This is a genomic window from Rhodococcus sp. DT1, from assembly GCF_049844875.1.
Lineage (GTDB): Bacteria > Actinomycetota > Actinomycetes > Mycobacteriales > Mycobacteriaceae > Rhodococcus.
In genome coordinates this window covers 146,091-163,724 of record NZ_JBNCLW010000003.1, presented here as the reverse complement: position 1 = coordinate 163,724, position 17,634 = coordinate 146,091, and the positions used below count along the sequence as shown (strand labels likewise).

At 67.4% G+C, this 17,634-nt stretch carries 16 protein-coding genes; 9 read left to right on the top strand and 7 right to left on the bottom strand.

Features of this window, described 5'->3' with window-relative positions; all coding sequences use genetic code 11:
- Nucleotides 1–3 precede the first annotated feature (3 nt).
- Nucleotides 4–573 carry a DUF4245 domain-containing protein gene (locus tag ACLQ3J_RS08495; protein WP_169621550.1) on the bottom strand — a complete coding sequence of 190 codons (570 nt, stop codon included), beginning with the start codon at nt 571–573 and terminating at the stop codon, nt 4–6.
- Nucleotides 574–756: 183 nt separating this feature from the next.
- Here ACLQ3J_RS08495 and glpX point away from each other — a divergent pair, with 183 nt between their 5' ends.
- Both glpX and ACLQ3J_RS08485 read left to right on the top strand, forming a co-directional pair.
- The gene (glpX, locus tag ACLQ3J_RS08490) at nt 757–1,794 is read left to right on the top strand and encodes a class II fructose-bisphosphatase (protein WP_169621549.1); all 1,038 of its coding nucleotides are present in this window, start codon (nt 757–759) and stop codon (nt 1,792–1,794) included.
- Between the two features lie 84 nt (nt 1,795–1,878).
- A complete protein-coding gene (locus ACLQ3J_RS08485; RefSeq protein ID WP_425902827.1) occupies nt 1,879–3,297 on the top strand; it encodes a class II fumarate hydratase in 1,419 nt (472 codons plus the stop codon).
- A gap of 21 nt (nt 3,298–3,318) precedes the next feature.
- Here the strand turns inward: ACLQ3J_RS08485 and ACLQ3J_RS08480 are convergent, their stop codons facing one another.
- The gene (locus ACLQ3J_RS08480) at nt 3,319–3,918 is read right to left on the bottom strand and encodes an LGFP repeat-containing protein (protein WP_169621547.1); all 600 of its coding nucleotides are present in this window, start codon (nt 3,916–3,918) and stop codon (nt 3,319–3,321) included.
- A 188-nt stretch (nt 3,919–4,106) separates the two neighbouring features.
- Here ACLQ3J_RS08480 and ACLQ3J_RS08475 point away from each other — a divergent pair, with 188 nt between their 5' ends.
- From ACLQ3J_RS08475 to ACLQ3J_RS08465, 3 genes are read left to right on the top strand one after another with little or no spacing between them, the layout of a single operon-like run.
- On the top strand, nt 4,107–5,738 hold the full coding sequence (locus tag ACLQ3J_RS08475; protein WP_169652502.1) for a serine hydrolase: 1,632 nt from the start codon (nt 4,107–4,109) through the stop codon (nt 5,736–5,738).
- Nucleotides 5,735–6,178, top strand: coding sequence for a limonene-1,2-epoxide hydrolase family protein (locus tag ACLQ3J_RS08470; protein WP_378527263.1), 444 nt, complete (start codon nt 5,735–5,737; stop codon nt 6,176–6,178). Before ACLQ3J_RS08475 ends, ACLQ3J_RS08470 begins: the two co-directional genes overlap by 4 nt.
- Nucleotides 6,179–6,229: 51 nt before the next feature.
- Nucleotides 6,230–6,649 carry a carboxymuconolactone decarboxylase family protein gene (locus tag ACLQ3J_RS08465; protein ID WP_425902824.1) on the top strand — a complete coding sequence of 140 codons (420 nt, stop codon included), beginning with the start codon at nt 6,230–6,232 and terminating at the stop codon, nt 6,647–6,649.
- An 87-nt stretch (nt 6,650–6,736) separates the two neighbouring features.
- Here ACLQ3J_RS08465 and ACLQ3J_RS08460 read toward each other — a convergent pair whose 3' ends face one another.
- The 3 genes from ACLQ3J_RS08460 to ACLQ3J_RS08450 form a co-directional block, all read right to left on the bottom strand.
- The gene (locus ACLQ3J_RS08460) at nt 6,737–8,098 is read right to left on the bottom strand and encodes a PhoH family protein (RefSeq protein ID WP_425902822.1); all 1,362 of its coding nucleotides are present in this window, start codon (nt 8,096–8,098) and stop codon (nt 6,737–6,739) included.
- A 248-nt stretch (nt 8,099–8,346) separates the two neighbouring features.
- Nucleotides 8,347–9,642, bottom strand: a complete 1,296-nt coding sequence (gene glyA / locus ACLQ3J_RS08455; RefSeq protein WP_169652505.1) for a serine hydroxymethyltransferase — start codon at nt 9,640–9,642, stop codon at nt 8,347–8,349.
- A gap of 94 nt (nt 9,643–9,736) precedes the next feature.
- Nucleotides 9,737–10,927, bottom strand: a complete 1,191-nt coding sequence (locus ACLQ3J_RS08450) for a DUF885 domain-containing protein (RefSeq protein WP_169652506.1) — start codon at nt 10,925–10,927, stop codon at nt 9,737–9,739.
- Between the two features lie 174 nt (nt 10,928–11,101).
- On the opposite strand from ACLQ3J_RS08450, the gene coaA reads away from it, so the two are divergent.
- The gene (gene coaA / locus ACLQ3J_RS08445) at nt 11,102–12,034 is read left to right on the top strand and encodes a type I pantothenate kinase (RefSeq protein ID WP_169621542.1); all 933 of its coding nucleotides are present in this window, start codon (nt 11,102–11,104) and stop codon (nt 12,032–12,034) included.
- An 18-nt stretch (nt 12,035–12,052) separates the two neighbouring features.
- Here coaA and ACLQ3J_RS08440 read toward each other — a convergent pair whose 3' ends face one another.
- Entirely contained in the window at nt 12,053–12,820 is a 768-nt protein-coding gene (locus ACLQ3J_RS08440) for an isoprenyl transferase (RefSeq protein WP_378527258.1), read from the bottom strand.
- Nucleotides 12,821–12,979: 159 nt separating this feature from the next.
- Between ACLQ3J_RS08440 and trhA the strand changes: the two genes are divergently transcribed.
- Both trhA and ACLQ3J_RS08430 read left to right on the top strand, forming a co-directional pair.
- Nucleotides 12,980–13,651, top strand: coding sequence for a PAQR family membrane homeostasis protein TrhA (trhA, locus tag ACLQ3J_RS08435; RefSeq protein WP_425902821.1), 672 nt, complete (start codon nt 12,980–12,982; stop codon nt 13,649–13,651).
- Nucleotides 13,652–13,726: 75 nt separating this feature from the next.
- A complete protein-coding gene (locus tag ACLQ3J_RS08430; RefSeq protein ID WP_169652507.1) occupies nt 13,727–14,656 on the top strand; it encodes a mechanosensitive ion channel family protein in 930 nt (309 codons plus the stop codon).
- A 48-nt stretch (nt 14,657–14,704) separates the two neighbouring features.
- On the opposite strand, the gene ACLQ3J_RS08425 is transcribed toward ACLQ3J_RS08430, so the two are convergent.
- Nucleotides 14,705–16,789, bottom strand: a complete 2,085-nt coding sequence (locus tag ACLQ3J_RS08425) for an ABC transporter permease (RefSeq protein ID WP_425902820.1) — start codon at nt 16,787–16,789, stop codon at nt 14,705–14,707.
- Nucleotides 16,790–16,934: 145 nt separating this feature from the next.
- Between ACLQ3J_RS08425 and ACLQ3J_RS08420 the strand changes: the two genes are divergently transcribed.
- Nucleotides 16,935–17,630 (top strand): TetR/AcrR family transcriptional regulator, encoded by a 696-nt coding sequence (locus tag ACLQ3J_RS08420; protein WP_425902818.1) that lies wholly within the window; start codon nt 16,935–16,937, stop codon nt 17,628–17,630.
- The last annotated feature ends 4 nt before the right edge of the window (nt 17,631–17,634 follow it).

The following is a 17,634-nucleotide window of genomic DNA, read 5'->3' as shown; positions in this document are numbered from 1 at the left end:
CGCTCAGGGCACGATCGGCTCGGCCTGACCCGCGGCGGTGGCCAGGGCAGTCAACTCGGCCTCGTCGCCTGATCCGCCGATCAGGATGCGGACATCTCCGAAGTCGGACACCCACAACGGTTCGACGCCTTCGCCGCCGTAGACGACCCATTCGCGTCCGTCGACCTCGCGGAGGTCGGTGACGGCGCGCGAGCCTCCGGCGACGAACGACACGAGTTCGGTCTGGCCCGCGTTCGACTGGGTGAACCTGACGTACCGGCCTGCCGGCGTGATGTACCCGACGGTGCTCGAGTCGCCGCCTTCGGCGCCGGAGATGATGCTGCGGCTACCCGAGTTGGCCTGCCAGTCGTCCGGGACCTCCGGCTGACGGATCGGGAAGCCGAGTTCCTGCGCGTCGTACTGCAGACCTGCATCGACGTCGAACGACGGCACCGGACCGGCGGTCGGCCCACCCGGACTGAACGAGCACTGGCTGGCGATCGCAGCGATGAGAAGACACAGCGCGACCAACGGAATCAGCGACCAGGCCATGTCGCGGGAGTCGTTCAGGATGCGGGGTTTGTCGGATGCCACGCATCCAGTCTGACAGCCCGATGCCGGGCGTGCCGACGCCGCCCGGGTCCGGCAGCCTGCGCGACCGGCGGTGGTGAGACAATCAGGACGCGATACACGTATCGGATCGTGCGGGCGCCGAACGGCGGCCGCCCACGTGCCGGCGCCCCGCGTCGACCGAAAATCTTCAGGAGGCAGTAGCCCATGACGGCCAGCACCCCATCTCGTCGCGAAGCTCCGGACCGCAACCTCGCACTCGAGTTGGTGCGTGTGACAGAAGCAGCGGCGATGGCTGCGGGTCGCTGGGTGGGACGCGGCGACAAGGAAGGCGGCGACGGAGCCGCCGTCGACGCGATGCGCCACATGGTGAGTTCGGTGTCCATGCAGGGCGTCGTCGTGATCGGCGAGGGCGAGAAGGACGAAGCGCCCATGCTCTACAACGGCGAAGAGGTCGGCAACGGCGACGGCCCGGATTGTGATGTCGCGGTCGACCCGATCGACGGCACCACGCTGATGGCGAAGGGCGCGCCGGGCTCGATCGCGGTACTCGCGGTCGCCGAGCGCGGCTCGATGTTCGATCCGTCCGCGGTGTTCTACATGAACAAGATCGCCGTGGGCCCCGAGGCTGCCGATGTGATCGATCTGTCCGCCGGCGTCGCGGAGAACATCCGCCGGGTCGCGAAGGCGAAGAACCGCGCGGTCTCCGACACCACCGTCATCATCCTCGACCGCCCGCGGCACGCCGAGATCATTCGTCAGACCCGGGAAACCGGCGCGCGTATCCGGCTCATCTCCGACGGCGACGTCGCCGGCGCGATCGCGACGGCACGGCCGGACTCCGGCGTCGACATGCTGCTCGGGATCGGCGGTACCCCCGAGGGCATCATCGCCGCGGCGGCGCTCCGCTGCATGGGCGGCGAACTGCACGGGCAGCTCGCTCCGACCGACGACGACGAGCGCCAGAAGGCCCTCGATGCCGGCCACGATCTCGACCGGGTCCTCACGACCCGCGAACTCGTCACGGGCGAGAACATCTTCTTCTGCGCGACCGGCGTGACCGACGGCGACCTGCTCAAGGGCGTGCGCTACTACGGTGGCGGCGCGACCACGCAGTCCATCGTCATGCGAAGCAAGTCCGGCACGGTCCGGATGGTCGAGGCGTACCACCGTCTCGAGAAGCTCGGTGAGTTCTCGTCCATCGACTTCCACGGAGTCGAGGGCGCTGCGCCTCCGATGCCCTGATCTGTTCTGTGGTGCGGGGCGGTTCGACGGAGTGTGTCGTCGTGCCGCCCCGCATCGCGACTGTGCCGGGCATACGGTGGATTCATGACCGACACATCCGAACAGTCTTCCCAGCAGTTCCGCATCGAGCACGACACGATGGGTGAAGTCCGGGTTCCGGTGGATGCCCTGTGGCGGGCCCAGACTCAGCGTGCCGTCGAGAACTTCCCGATTTCGGGTCGCGCACTCGAACCGGCGCAGATCCATGCACTGGGCCTGCTCAAGGGCGCGTGCGCCCAGGTCAACAAGGATCTGGGGTTGCTCGATCCCGCGAAGGCCGACGCGATCATCGCCGCTGCGAACGAGATCGCCGCGGGCAAGCACGACGACCAGTTCCCGATCGACGTGTTCCAGACGGGGTCCGGCACCAGTTCGAACATGAACACCAACGAGGTCATCGCGTCCCTGGCGAACCGGGCCGGGGTGGACGTGCACGCCAACGACGACGTCAACATGTCGCAGTCCTCGAACGACACCTTTCCCACTGCGACGCATGTCGCGGCGACCGAAGCGGTCGTGAAGGATCTGATTCCCGCACTCGAACACCTCCGCGCTGCACTGGCCGCGAAATCCGAGGAGTGGCACACCGTCGTCAAGTCCGGTCGCACGCACCTGATGGATGCCGTGCCCGTGACACTCGGGCAGGAATTCGGCGGCTACGCCCGCCAGATCGAAGCGGGAATCGAGCGACTCGGAGCGACGTTGCCGCGGCTCGGTGAACTGCCCATCGGCGGTACCGCGGTGGGCACCGGCCTCAACGCACCCGAGGACTTCGGTGTACGTGTGGTCGCGGAACTCGTGAAGGCCACGGGCGTCGAGGCGCTCCGGCCCGCACTCGACAGTTTCGAGGCGCAGGCGGCACGCGACGGACTCGTGGAGGCGTCGGGCGCGCTTCGCACGGTCGCGGTGTCACTCACCAAGATCGCGAACGATGTGCGCTGGATGGGGTCCGGCCCGCTGACCGGTCTGGGAGAAATCCGCCTTCCCGATCTGCAGCCGGGCAGTTCCATCATGCCGGGGAAGGTCAATCCGGTTCTCCCGGAAGCGGTTACGCAGGTGGCCGCGCAGGTGGTCGGCAACGATGCCGCAATCGCGTGGGGCGGTGCGGGTGGCGCGTTCGAACTCAACGTCTACATCCCGGTGATGGCCCGCAACCTGCTCGAGTCGATCCGCCTGCTCGCCAACGTCTCCCGGTTGTTTGCCGACCGCTGCATCGAAGGACTCACCGCCAACGTCGAGCGTCTGCGCACCCTCGCCGAGTCGTCACCGTCGATCGTGACGCCGCTCAACTCCGCGATCGGGTACGAGGAGGCCGCGGCCGTGGCGAAGGAGGCACTGAAGGAAGGCAAAACCATCCGCCAAGCCGTGGTGGACCGCGGCCTGATCGGTGAGAGCCTCAGCGAGGAAGAACTCGACCGCCGCCTCGACGTCCTCGCGATGGCGCGCGTCGAACGCGAGAACTGACCCCGCCGGCGCGGGCGCGCGTCATTCCTGGACGACTTCGGTGGCACCGTCGATGTAGGTGATGTAGCCGAACTGGAAATTGCTGCGGAACCCTCCGGGAACGACTTCCTCGTCGCTGATGGGGAAGCCGAGTACGCCGCCCGCGCCGCCGTCTGCCTCCCACGCGACACGGATCTCGCCCCACACGATGTGGGCATCGGTGTCCGGGCTCCAGGCGATGATGCCGCCGTCGAACTCGGCGACGTAGCCGTCACCGACCTCCTCCTGGTTACCGGTCGCATTGCCGAGCGGACTCTCCGCGCCTCCGACCTCCATGTACTTCGCGAGGATCGGTCCGCTGAGTTCGACCTCCTCGCCGTTCGGTCCGGGCACGGCGCTCGACTGGTCGGCGGCCGGTTCGGACGGTTCGCCGGAACCGGTGCTCTCGGCATCCTCGCCGGCGGTGATCGACTCGACCGCGCTCTGCGCCTGCGACCCGACGCTTTCGGCTGCGGATCCGACGGCACTGGTCGCGCTCCCGACCACGTCCGATGCGGAGTTGTCGTCCCCGCAACCGACGGCTACCAGTCCGACGGCAGCAACTGCCGCAGCGATGGACGCACTTCGTCGTGGAATTCTCATGGCGTCGCTCCTCGAAGGCTCGCAGCCCCGATACTCGGCACTGCCGGAAGTTCGGACTCACACCGAGTTCCAGGGTGCCCGATCCCGACGACGAAATTGGCATTTCTGCTGTTTCGCCACGCGAACCCGGATCAGGACTCACTGCGTCTCGCCTGCCGATAGGATTCGCGGCAGCGAAAGAGGCCGACATGCGAGTTTCACGCCGTCATCGTTCGACCATGGCTGTCACCGTCGTGGTGCTCGTCGCCGCCGGCTGCGCATCCACGAGCACCGACAACACCGAGAGCAGCGAATCGCCGTCACCCGGCGCGCAAGCCTCGGCGACGGCAGATCCCACCCGCAACCTGTCACCACCCCAGGTCGCCGGCGTCGACATCCCGGACGGACAGATCGACGACGCGGTCTCCCAGCTCGGAGATCTGGCCCGAGGGCTCATGGACAGTTCCGGCATCCCGGGTATGGCCGTCGCGGTCGTGCACGGCGGCGAGACCGTCTTCGCAGAGGGTTTCGGAGTACGCCGAGCCGGGTCCGACGAACGGGTGGACGCGGAGACCGTCTTCCAACTCGCCTCGATGTCCAAACCGATCGGTTCGACCGTCGTGGCGCACCAGGTCGCCGAAGGCGTGGTCGCCTGGGACACTCCGGTTGTCGAGCACCTCCCGACATTCACCCTCGCCGACCCGTACGTCGGTTCCCATGTCACCGTCGGGGACCTGTATTCGCACCGCTCCGGCCTTCCCGAGCACGCGGGTGACGACCTCGAAGACATCGGCTACGACCGCGCCGACGTGATCGAACGTCTCCGCTATCTGCCGCTGGCGCCGTATCGAATCACCTACGACTACACCAACTTCGGACTCACCGCCGCTGCCGAATCCGTCGCGGTGGCCTCCGGGGAGGGCTGGGCCGACCTGTCGGAGCAAGTTCTCTACGAACCCCTCGGCATGACGTCGACGAGTTCCCGGTTCGCAGACTTCGCGGCGCGGGAGAATCGCGCCACCGGGCACATCCTCGTCGACGGGGAATATGTGGCCCGCGACGTGCGGGTGCCCGACGAGCAGTCCCCCGCCGGCGGAATCAGCTCGTCGGTCGAGGACGTCGCGAAGTGGCTGACCATGCTTCTCGCGAACGGCGAGTACGAGGGTGGACGCATCGCATCGCCCGCGGCGCTGCAAGCAGCGTTCACACCCCAGTCGACGTCGTCGCCACCCGAGACCCCGGACAGCCGGACGGGATCCTACGGTTACGGATTCGATGTCGGCACGAGCTCCTCCGGTCGGGTGACGCTGAGCCATTCGGGAGCATTCGCATCCGGTGCCGCGACCGTGTTCACCGCGATTCCGTCCGCCGACGTCGCGATCGTCGTCCTGACGAACGCCGCCCCCATCGGGGTGCCGGAGATTCTCGCGGCGGAGTTCGCCGACCTGGTGCAGTTCGGGGAGGTCCGCGAGGACTGGTCCGGCCTGTATACCGACGCGCTGTCGTCCTTCGCGGATCCGGTCGGGTCACTCGTCGGTCAGTCGCCACCGGCCGATCCGGAGCCGCCCAAGCCGCTCGCCGACTACACCGGCGTCTACGACAACGAGTACTTCGGCCCGGCACGGATCGAGGAAAACGACGGTGAGCTGGCATTGGTGATCGGCCCCGACGACCGGACGTACCCGTTGACGCACTGGGACGGCGACGTGTTCACTTTCCCGCTCAGCAACGAGAACGCTCCCGACGGCACGATGTCGAAAGCTGTGTTCACACCGGACGACGTCACATTCGAGTACTGGGACACCAACGGCCTGGGCACATTCCGCAAAGGAGACGCATGAGCGAGGACAGCACCACCATCCCGACTTCGGGTAGCTCCATCGTCACGGTCCAGAGTTTCCTCGACGCGCTGGCGTCGGGGGAACTCGACACCGCGACGGATCTGCTCACCGACGACATCGCATGGCACAACACATCCCTCCCGACCGTGCGCGGCCGCAGCCGGGTACGCGGAATGCTCCACGGAATGGCACGTCCGTGGGTCGGGTTCGAGGTCGTGACCCACCACATCGCGACGGACGGGGACGTCGTCCTCACCGAACGGACCGACATCTTCCGATTGGGGCCGGTCGAGATCGGTTTCTGGGTGTGCGGCACCTTCCATCTGCGCGACGGACGGATCGCCGTGTGGGACGACCACTTCTCCCCCGGCAACATGGCGCTGGGAGCACTCCGCGGGCTCGTCCGTGCTGCGACCGGTCGCCGGGCGGTCGCGGCATAGAATTCTGCGGTCATCGAACCGGTCGGTGACAGGCCGACAAGGAGCAGTGCCATGACCGACGCCGAGTACACCCCGGGTTTCACAGCGGGACTCGAGATCCGGCGCGAAGTGATGGGAGACGACTTCGTCGAGCGGGCCTTCGACCGCGCTCGCGGCACCGACTCGGAGGAGATGCAGGAGTTCGTCACAGAACACGCGTGGGGCGCGGTGTGGTCGCGGCCCGGTCTGGATCGACGTAGCCGCAGCCTGCTCAACCTCGGCATGCTCATCGCCCTGCGCGCGGAGAACGAGTTGCGCGGGCACGTTCGCGGCGCCCTGCGCAACGGTCTGTCCCGCAACGAGATCGTCGAATCGGTCATCCACTGCAGCGCGTACTGCGGCGCTCCCGCGGGATTGGCCGCGATGCGCGTGGTCCAAGAAGTCCTCGAAGCCGAATTGGGACCGCTGACGGACACCGACGAGACCCGATAGCCGGATGCCCCGTTCCCTCGGCAGGAGGAAACGGGGCATCGGGCCGGTCACCTGTGCGGTGCGCCGCAGGGCCACCGCACGCCGTCTTCACACTCCCGGCGCGAACTCCTCGAGCATGTCGGTCACGAGTGCCGCAATCGGCGACCGCTCGCTGCGCGTCAGGGTCACGTGCGCGAACAGCGGGTGACCCTTGAGCTTTTCGATGACCGCGGCGACACCGTCGTGCCGTCCCACACGGAGGTTGTCGCGCTGGCCGACGTCGTGGGTAAGCACGACGCGTGATCCCGCCCCCAGCCGCGACAGCACCGTCAGCAGAACGTTGCGTTCGAGGGACTGGGCCTCGTCCACGATCACGAACGAGTCGTGCAGCGACCTGCCGCGGATGTGCGTCAGGGGAAGCACTTCCAGCATGCCGCGGCTGATGACCTCGTCCATCACCGCGGGGCTCGCGAGACCTTCGAGCGTGTCGAACACCGCCTGACCCCACGGGTTCATCTTCTCCGCTTCCGATCCCGGCAGGTACCCCAACTCCTGGCCGCCCACGGCGTACAGCGGCCGGAACACCACCACCTTGCGGTGCGAGCGACGCTCGAGCACCGCGTCGAGGCCTGCGGTCAGCGCGAGCGCGGACTTCCCGGTGCCCGCCTTGCCGCCGAGCGAGACGATGCCGATGGACTCGTCCAGCAGCAGGTCCAGCGCGACCCGCTGTTCCGCGGAACGCCCGTGCAACCCGAATGCCTCCCGGTCGCCGCGCACCAACTGGACCCGCTTGTCCGCCGTCACCCTGCCCAGCGCACTCGACGAACCTCCCAGAAGACGAATTCCCGTGTGGCACGGCACGTCCCGAGCCTCATCGAGATCGACGACGCCCTCGGCGAACAACTCGTCGATCACCGTCCGATCCACGTCGAGTTCGGTCATGCCGGTCCACCCCGACGGGACGACGTCCTGCGCGCGGTACTCGTCGGCCGTCAGCCCCACGGCACCGGCCTTGACGCGGAGCGGGATGTCCTTGCTGACCAGCGTCACCTCCCGGCCGTCACCCGCCAGATTGAGCGCGCACGCCAGGATCCGCGAATCGTTGGTGTCGGTGCGGAAGCCCGCGGGCAGGACCGCCTGATCGGTGTGGTTGAGCTCGACGTGCAGGGTTCCGCCGGACTCCCCGATGGGAATCGGCTGGTCGAGCCGGCCGTATCGCTGTCGCAGGTCGTCGAGCAGCCGGAGCGATTCGCGGGCGAACCATCCCAGTTCGTGATGGTGACGTTTCCCCTCGAGTTCGCCGATCACGACGAGTGGAAGCACCACTTCGTGCTCGGCGAACCGGGTGACCGCCCAGGGATCGGAAAGCAACACCGATGTGTCCAGCACGTAGGTACGAACGAGGGGTTTCGTCGCTGGGGACGCACTCGGGCGTTCGGAGCGGGGGGAGACGGAGCGTGTTGCGTTCACGTGAGGCTCCTCGGTCTGCACGGCACCGCGGCAGACGTCGTTCGGTGGGCCGGTAGTCCCTGGTGTCGTCACGACCACGAGAGCCTGGTGCCGGCCCCCTCGCTCGGACTGTGTCAGCCACACGATCAGGGACCTCCCGCGTACCCGGCACCTGCGCCGACTACACCCCCGACGCTAAACCCGACACGCCCCCTCCGCCGGGTAGCGGAGGGGGCGTGTCGATGAAAATTACGTTAACGCGGAACCGGTCAGACGAGCTTCCAGTCTTCGAGTCCCTCGTACAGCGGCAGATCCTGCGCGAGCTTGCTCACGCGAGCCCGCAACGCGTCCTTGTCCGCGTCGCCGACGAGCGTCTGCGCGATGATGTCGGCAACCTCGGTGAACTGCGCGTCGCCGAAGCCCCGGGTCGCGAGCGCGGGGGTTCCGATGCGCAGGCCGGACGTGACCATCGGGGGCCGCGGGTCGAACGGCACGGCGTTCCGGTTGACGGTGATGCCGACCTCGTGGAGGAGGTCCTCACCCTGCTGGCCGTCGAGCTGCGAGTTCCGCAGGTCCACGAGCACCAGGTGCACGTCGGTGCCTCCGGTGAGCACGGAGATGCCCTTGTCGGCGACGTCGGGCTGCGACAGGCGGTCGGCCAGGATCCGCGCGCCGGACAGGGTGCGCTGCTGGCGGTCCTTGAACTCGTCGCTCGCGGCGATCTTCAAGGAGACGGCCTTCGCGGCGATGGCGTGCATGAGCGGTCCGCCCTGCTGGCCGGGGAACACCGCGGAGTTGAGCTTCTTGGCCCACTCCTTCTTTGCGAGGATCAGGCCCGAGCGCGGACCGCCGAGCGTCTTGTGCACGGTCGTGGAGACGACGTCCGCGTAGGGCACGGGCGACGGGTGCAGGCCTGCGGCGACCAGTCCCGCGAAGTGCGCCATGTCCACCCACAGGTAGGCACCGACTTCGTCGGCGATCGCGCGGAACGCGGCGAAGTCTTCGTGGCGGGGGTAGGCGGACCAGCCGGCGACGATGACCTTCGGCTTTTCGCGCAGGGCGATGTCGCGCACCTCGTCCATGTCGATGCGGTGGTCTTCCTTGCTGACCCCGTAGGACGCGACGTCGTACAGCTTGCCGGAGAAGTTCAGCTTCATGCCGTGCGTGAGGTGACCGCCGTGCGCGAGGTCGAGCCCGAGCAGCTTCTCTCCGGGGGTCATCAGGGCCATGAGCACCGCGGCGTTGGCCTGGGCGCCCGAGTGGGGCTGCACGTTGGCGAATTCCGCACCGAAGAGTTCCTTGGCGCGGTTGCGGGCGAGGTCTTCGATGATGTCGACGTTCTCGCAGCCACCGTAATAGCGCCGGCCGGGGTAGCCCTCGGCGTACTTGTTGGTCAGGACGCTGCCCTGAGCCTGCAGTACGGCGCGCGGCACGAAGTTCTCCGACGCGATCATCTCGAGGGTGTCGCGCTGGCGCGACAACTCCCCTGCCATGGCCTCGGCGACCTCGGGATCGAGGTCGGCGAGTGCGGCGGTGTTCATGTCGTTGCCGGGCACAGCGGTCATCGAGAATTCTCCAAGCGAAGGGCGGCAGGATACGTATTCCAGTCTACGAACCCCGTCGACCCCGCCGGACGGCGGACCCCGGTCGAGACGCAGGTCACCGCAGGCTGCTGGGCACGAGAGGTTCGTCGAGAAGCCGGCGGAACCGCTCGGCACGGTCCGCTCCGGCAGGAGCCCGGTCGAGCCACCCGCCCAGCAGGCGGTATCCCTCGACATACGTACTGATGTAGGCACGCCACAACGGAGACGACAGGAATCGCAGCGCCTGCCGGGCACGTTGCGGGCTCGACAGCGACCAGCGCTCGAGGAACCCGGCGACCTCGTCGACGTCGCGGCCACGGTCGTGCAGGAGAAGCGCCGCGTCCTGCCGCACCGACAGCAGGCCCGCCGACGCGTCGTGCAGTTGTTCCGCGAGTTCGCCGTCGAACCGAAGGCCGAGATCGGCGTAGATGTCCTGCGCCCACTTGCCCCAGCCCGGTCCGACGATCGCGTCGAGCGCGAGGTCGGCGAGACCTTCTGCCATCAGGCACTGAGGGGTGTTGACGAGGAACAGCGTCTGCTCGGCCTGGCCGGCCGCGACGAGTCCGGCCTCCTTGCGGCAGTGCTCGGTGTGGTGCCCCGGGTACGACTCGTGGGCGATCAGGTGCGGCAGGTGCGGCATATGTTGCTCGAGGTCGGAGTTGATCGCCACCCGCGACCGGTAGTCGCCGAGGTAGTAGTTGAATCCGGACCACGGCTTGTCGCCGACGACCTCGTACTCGACTCGTTCGGTGTCGGGCAGGGGATACACCGCGCGCACCTTCTCGCGCAGCGCACCGGAGAAAGCCTCCACACACTCTGCGAGGCGATCGGCGGGCACCACCTCGGATGCGCGGTGTGCCTGGAGACGTTCGGCCAGCGGCCCCGGGCCGGGGAGAAGGGCGTCGAGGCGCCGGTGCGCGTCGCGATAGTCGTCCTCGTTGCCGGGGGCGATCCGCACGTCGAAGTACGCGTCGACTTCGTCGACGAATCCGATGTCCTCACCTGCGAACTTGCGGGCGGAACACTCCATCGCGCGCAGGTGCACCTCGAGAAATCGGGTGCGCTCCTCCGGCAACGATGCCGACGGAAGTTCCTCGCGCAGACGACGTGCCGTGTGGGATAGGTCACGGGGATCGGGCCGGGGGGCGTTCTCGATCCGCCGGCGCAGTTCCGGATTCCCGGTATACGCATCGACGAATCCCTCCTCGAGGCGGTCGAAAGACAGCCCCAGCAGCAGGTATTCGGTAACGACGTCGTCCGTTCGCATAACGTGCAACCCTAGTCCCCCACTCGTCCTCCGGAGGCGGTCCGGGGCGCACGACGGGACCCCGACGAGGCATCGCGCTGTGTCTGCGAGCACAATTCGTTCCATGGACATGCATCGCCGCTCCTGCTCCGTGGGAGGTACCGACGAGTCACCCGTCGTCGAGGGACGGTGCCGATGGCTCGCCTGAGCGAACCCAGCCCCTACATCGAGTTCGATCGGAAGCAGTGGCGCACACTGCGGAAGTCGACGCCGCTCGTCCTCACCGAGGACGAATTGATCGGGCTCCGGGGACTCGGCGAGCAGATCGACCTCGCCGAGGTCGCGGAGGTGTATCTTCCCCTCGCCCGCCTGATCCATTTGCAGGTGGCCGCGCGTCAGCGGCTGTTCGCCGCGACCGCCACCTTCCTCGGAGAGAAGCACCCGGACCAGCAGGTGCCCTTCGTGATCGGTGTTGCGGGATCGGTCGCGGTGGGCAAGTCCACCACCGCGCGCGTGCTGCAGGCGCTGCTCGCGCGCTGGGAACACCATCCGCGGGTGGACCTGGTGACCACCGACGGATTCCTGTATTCGTCGAAAGAACTGATGCGGCGCAACATCATGCACCGCAAGGGCTTTCCCGAGAGCTACGACCGGCGCAAACTCCTTCGGTTCGTCACCGAGGTCAAATCCGGTGCCGAGGAAGTCACGGCGCCGATCTACTCACACATCTCGTACGACATCATTCCCGGCCAGTACCACATCGTCCGGCAGCCCGACATCCTCATCATCGAGGGCCTCAACGTGCTCCAGACCGGGCCCCGGCTGATGGTCTCCGACCTCTTCGACTTCTCGATCTATGTCGACGCCCGCCTCGAAGACATCGAACAGTGGTACGTAGAGCGGTTTCTCGCGCTCCGGAAGACGTCGTTCGCCGATCCCCAGGCGCACTTCCACCACTACGCGAACTTCTCCGATCGCGATGCGATCAGCGCCGCGAAAGAGATCTGGCACTCGATCAATCTGCCGAACCTGGTGGAGAACATTCTGCCGACCCGTCCCCGCGCGACACTGGTGCTGCGCAAGGATTCCGACCACTCGATCAACAGGCTGCGACTGCGCAAGCTGTGACGGCCGCGGGCCGCGGACTCAGATGCCGAAACGCCTGTGCCGGGCCGCGTAGTCGCGCAGTGCGCGAAGGAAATCGACGCGCCGGAACTCCGGCCAGTACGCCTCGGTGAACCAGATCTCGGAATAGGCGCTCTGCCACAGCAGGAAGCCCGAGAGGCGCTGCTCCCCCGAGGTGCGGATGACGAGATCGGGATCGGGTTGCCCGGAGGTGTAGAGGTGGTCGTCGACAGCTTCGACGGTCACCGATTCGATGAGGTCGGTGCCGGTGAGACCCTCTGCATTCTTCGTGCGCAGCAGAGACTGCACTGCGTCCACGATCTCCTGCCGGCCGCCGTATCCGACGGCCACGTTGACATGCGTCCCGGTACGCCCGGCGGTACCGGCGGCCGCGTCGCGAAGCCTCTTCGCGTGGTCCTCCGGCAGCAGATCGGGCGCGCCGACGATCTTCACGCTCCAGTTCTGGCCCGGCGCCGAGATCTCTTCGACGACGTCGGCGATGATTTCCAGAAGGACGTCGAGCTCTTCCGGGTCGCGGCGCAGGTTCTCGGTCGAGAGCAGGTAGATCGTCGCCGTGTCGATCCCGGCCGCGTCACACCAGCCGAGTAGTTCGGCGATCTTCTTCGCGCCCTCGCGATGACCGTGGCTGACATCGGTGAACCCGTTCTCCCGTGCCCACCGGCGGTTCCCGTCGCACATCACCGCGACATGACACGGGCGCTGTGCGCCCTCCAGTTGCCTGAGCAACCGGCGCTCGTAGAGTCGGTACAACACGCCTCGAGCGCTCACCCCGTCATCACCACGTGGGTCACATTACGCCCACCCGAATGACGGGTCGCGGCGGTGGTCACACTGCCGGTCGCGACGCTTCCACAGGCGGTATCGTGACCTCGAACTCGACCTACGGCACCGTAGGTTACCTGCGAGTCGAGAAGGTGGGGCGTCCTCATGACGGCTTTCGGCATCGAAGAATTGCCGGTCAAACCCCGTATGCGGGGATGGATTCACCTGTGGGCTTTCACGATCGCCGTGGTCGCAGGGATCACCCTCGTCCTCGCGTCGGTCTTCCTCGCCGATCGGCCGGACGCGGTGTGGCCGACCGCGATCTACAGCGCGACGGTCTGCGGCGTCTTCGGCGTGAGCGCGCTCTATCACCGGGTCCATTGGGCCGATCCCCGCGCGCGCATGTGGATGAAGCGAGCCGACCACTCGATGATCTTCGTCTTCATCGCCGGGAGTTACACGCCGTTCGCCGTGCTGGCGTTGCCCGCCGAGACCGGCCGGACCCTCCTCGTCGTGGTGTGGGCGGGAGCGCTCGCGGGCGTGGCACTGAAGATGCTCTGGCCCACCGCGCCCCGATGGGTAGGCGTTCCCCTCTACCTGCTGCTCGGCTGGGCGATCGTGCCGGTCGCGGGCGACCTGGTCGCCGAGGCGGGACTGGTGCCGATGCTGCTCCTGCTGGCAGGCGGTCTGCTCTACAGCGCGGGAGCCGTTCTCTATGCGACGAAATGGCCGGATCCCTGGCCCTCGACGTTCGGGTATCACGAGTTCTTCCATGCCGCGACGGTGCTCGCCGCGCTCTGTCATGCCGTCGCGGTGTGGCTCGTCGTGTTCGGCTGAGCGCTCCCGCTGGGCTCACGTGTCACATCTCACAGCAGGCGCCCCACAAGTCACAGATTTGTACACTCGCGAACAATGTCTATGCCGAACCTGCCCGGCTGGAGCCTGGCCTTCGAACTGACCGAGACCAACCGCGAGTGGCTCATCGAACGCCCGTTGGCGATCGCAAGCTACATCGTCGCGGCGATCGTGCTCCGCTTCGTGTTGCACCGCCTGATCGACCGGATGACCAAGCCTCGCGACCCCTCGAAGGGGCCACGGCTCTCGATCCTCAAGCCGCTGCAGCAACGCGCAGGCAAGGCCGTCGGCGACCCGCACGCGCGCGAACGCCGGACGCAGCGCGCGCAGACCATCGGCTCGGTCTTCAAATCGGGTGTGTCGATCATCGTGCTGGTCTGGGCGGTGTTGCAGACGCTCGACAGTCTCGGCTTCAACGTCGCACCGTTCATCGCCTCCGCCGGCATCGCGGGCGTTGCGCTCGGTTTCGGTGCACAGAACCTGGTCCGCGACTTCATCTCCGGAATGTTCATGCTTCTCGAGGACCAGTACGGCGTGGGCGACGTGGTGGACGTGGGCGACGCCGTGGGCACGGTGGAATCGGTGGGTCTGCGTGTGACCACGATCCGCGACATCGACGGCACCCTGTGGTTCTGCCGCAACGGCGAAATCCTCAGGGTCGGCAACATGAGCCAGGGACACGCGGTCGCCGTGGTCGACATCCCGATCGCGCCGACGGCCAACGTGCACCGGGCCTGTCAGGTGGCGCTGCGTGCGGTGCTCGACCGGGTCGAGGGCGACGACATCGTGGCCGACGTGCTCGACAAGCCCGAATTGCTCGGGGTCAACTCTGTGAGCGCCGGTGTCGTGACGCTGCGGCTGACGGTGCGGGTGCGTGCCGGCAAGCAGTGGGGCGTACGTCGCTCGCTCACCCGTGCCGTACTCGAGGCGTTCGATAAGGAGGACATCGACTCGGCGTCGGTGATGCTCACGCCCGCACACACCTGACCGGCGACGCGCGGGTGCGCATCGCCGGCCGGGGTGGGACAACCGGGGTCAGGCGTCGACGGCCTGCTTCCGTGCGGCCGACCGCGCCCGCACGGCGTCGATCACGACGACGCACACGAGCGAGACCGCGCCCCAGATCGCGAAGGTGACGAGGTGGCCCCCGACCGTGTCGCCGCCGAAGTAGAGAATCGACCGGACGGACTCCACGGCGGCCGGCATCGGCAGCACCGCGTGCAGCGTCGTGAAGATCTCCGGCGTCATGTACACCGACAGCGCACCGTTGGACGCGGGGACACCCAGGAACATGAGGATGGCTACCGCCGGGAGCACCGCCAGCAGCCCGAACAGTCGAGCCGGAACCGCGGTGAACAGCGCCGTCGAGAAGATCGCGACGATACCCGTGGCGAACAGCTGCCAGAAGTGGCCGTCGACGGCTCCCACGATCGGGTCGGCAATGACCCAGATGACAGTCGACATGAACACCGACCACCCGGCGGCGATGGGCAGAAGCCGACGCAGGCGCATCGCGGCGGGCTGCGCGCTGCTCGCCACCACGACGAGCATGAACCCGGACATGATCCAGCCCATCGCGACGTAGAGCGTCACCGTCCCCATGGAGTCGGCACCCGGCAGCGGCGCGAGGTTTTCGACGGTGAGCGGCATCTGGGAACCGGCGGCCACCTGACCGAAGACCGTCGTCACGACCTGCTGCTGACTCACACCCGCGGCTTCGTTGGTGACGAGGGTCGCGGTGGGCGACGTCGCGGACGGGAGGACGTAGGCGGCGACGGCCGTCCGGTCCTGGACGGCGGCGCGTGCCGCGTCCACCGAGTCGGATGCCTCCAGGGCGAACAGGCCGGTCATGTTCTCTTCCAGACCCGCAACCACCTGCTCGGCCTGCTCGGTGGTCGCGGCCACCACCGTGACGGGCATGTCGCGCGGAGCCGGCTGGTACATCGCACCCAGCATGAACGAGAGCATCATCACGACCATGCCCAGCGGGAAGAACGCCAGCGTCACATAGCGGACGCGGTTGCTGGCCGGACGCGGTCCGGCGGTCAGCGACGGCAGCGTGATCTCGGGGTCGCCCGCGTCAGGGTTGCGACGACGCTTCAGCGCGTCGACGCCCACGGTCGCGACGAGCGCGAGTAGGGCTCCGACGGCGAGAACCAGCAAGTGACCGCCGAGGCCGTCACCTCCGAAGTACAGGACCGAACGCAGCGCTTCACCGGTGGCCGCGGTCGGCAGGAAACCGTGCAGCGTCGCGTACAGCCCCGGCAGCGCATGCACCGACATGCCCATGTTGGATGCCGGAACGCCGAGGACCATCAGGAACAACATGCCGGCGATGACGGCCATCGGTCCGAGGATGCGGGTGAGGAACAACTGCACCGCACCGACCGCGAAGACGGACAGCCACGAGATGCCCAGGACTGCGGCGGTGTTGCCCTCGACCGCGCCGAGGACCGGGCCGGCCACGAGCCACACGAGGAAGGCGATGAGGGCGGACCATCCCGCCAGCAACGGGACCACACGTCGGATCCGCAGGAGTTCCGGAGAGTTCGACAGCATGACGCTCAACGGCATGTAGCCCGCGAGCATGAGTGCGGTGGCCATGAACATCGCCGCCAGTCCGGCGGTGTCGTGCGCAGGCAGCGGGGCGAGATCCTCCACCACGAGATCGAGGCCCTGTCCCAGCACCGGCGGTGCGAGCAGGCCGCTGACCATGGAGGACTGCGAGGCACCGGCGGCACCGGCCGTGTACACCGTCGCGGTGCCGTTCTCGGCGAGTGCCACCGCGCCCGACACCTCGCGGGCCAGAACGAGATCGCGAGCGGCGTCGGCGCCGGAGACGACACGGACGTCCACAGCGTCGGGGTCGGCGTCCTCGAGGGCGCGAGCGAACTGCTCCGCTTGCTGGGCCGGCCCGGCCACGGCGATCGGCATGTTGTTGGGGGCAGGCGAGTGCATCGCGGCCAGGTAGCCCGTGATCATCATCGAGACCATCACGAACGGCAGCAGGATCATCGCGACGTAGCGGCCGATGTGTTCCTTGCGAGCACGTGCGAGGTCGGCCTCGTCGGCGTCACCTCCGGGCGGGCCGCTCTTCTCGGGCGCGAGTGTGTCGGTCAATTCGTATCTCCTCGGGTGTCCGGGCTGACGCGGCTCCCGGTGTGCTCCAGAAATACGCTGCCCGACTTAAAAAGTTACGCGGCATGTCTTAAACTCGACAAGCCGAACGTTGGTGACCTTCGTCCCATCGGCAGTGGGCACACTGGTGACCCGACACAGAAAGGCGGCGGCAACGACCGTGGGCACATACGGCGACCAGGCACGACAGGCGCTCCTCGATTCGGCCGAGGAACTCTTCGCCACGTTCGGAGTGGACGCGGTGTCGAACCGGCGCATCGCCGAGCACGCCGGCAACGCGAACCATTCCGCCGTCAGCTACCACTTCGGCAGTCGCGACGCTCTCGTGCGCGCGACGATGATGCGGTATTCGGAGGACGCGCGACGTCGGCGGCGGGAACTCGTCGAGTTGCTCGGTCCGGAGCCGGGACTACGAGACCTGTTGAGCTGCCTCATCGTTCCGTTGACGGACCAGCTGGCTTCGCTTCCCTCCCCGAGTTGGCGAGCGCGATTTCTCCGGCAACTGCGCACGGTGCCCTCCATGGTCGCGACCGTGGCCGCGAACACGACGGCGGACCCGGACATCGTCCACCTCATCGGCCGGGCGCGCGCGACCGTGTCGGATCTTCCCGCGTCGGTCATCACCGGCCGGTCGTGGCTTCTCGGGCACATGGTGATCGACGCGTGCGCCGAGTACGAAGAACGTCTCGAGCGCGAATCCCTCGAGCCGAACTGGACCGGCTTCGCCTACTTCCTCGTCGACGCGTGCGCGGGCATGCTCGAGGCACCCGTGACCAGCGAAGGCGACTTCCTCGGCTCCCGAGCCGAGTCCACCTGGGCATGACGAG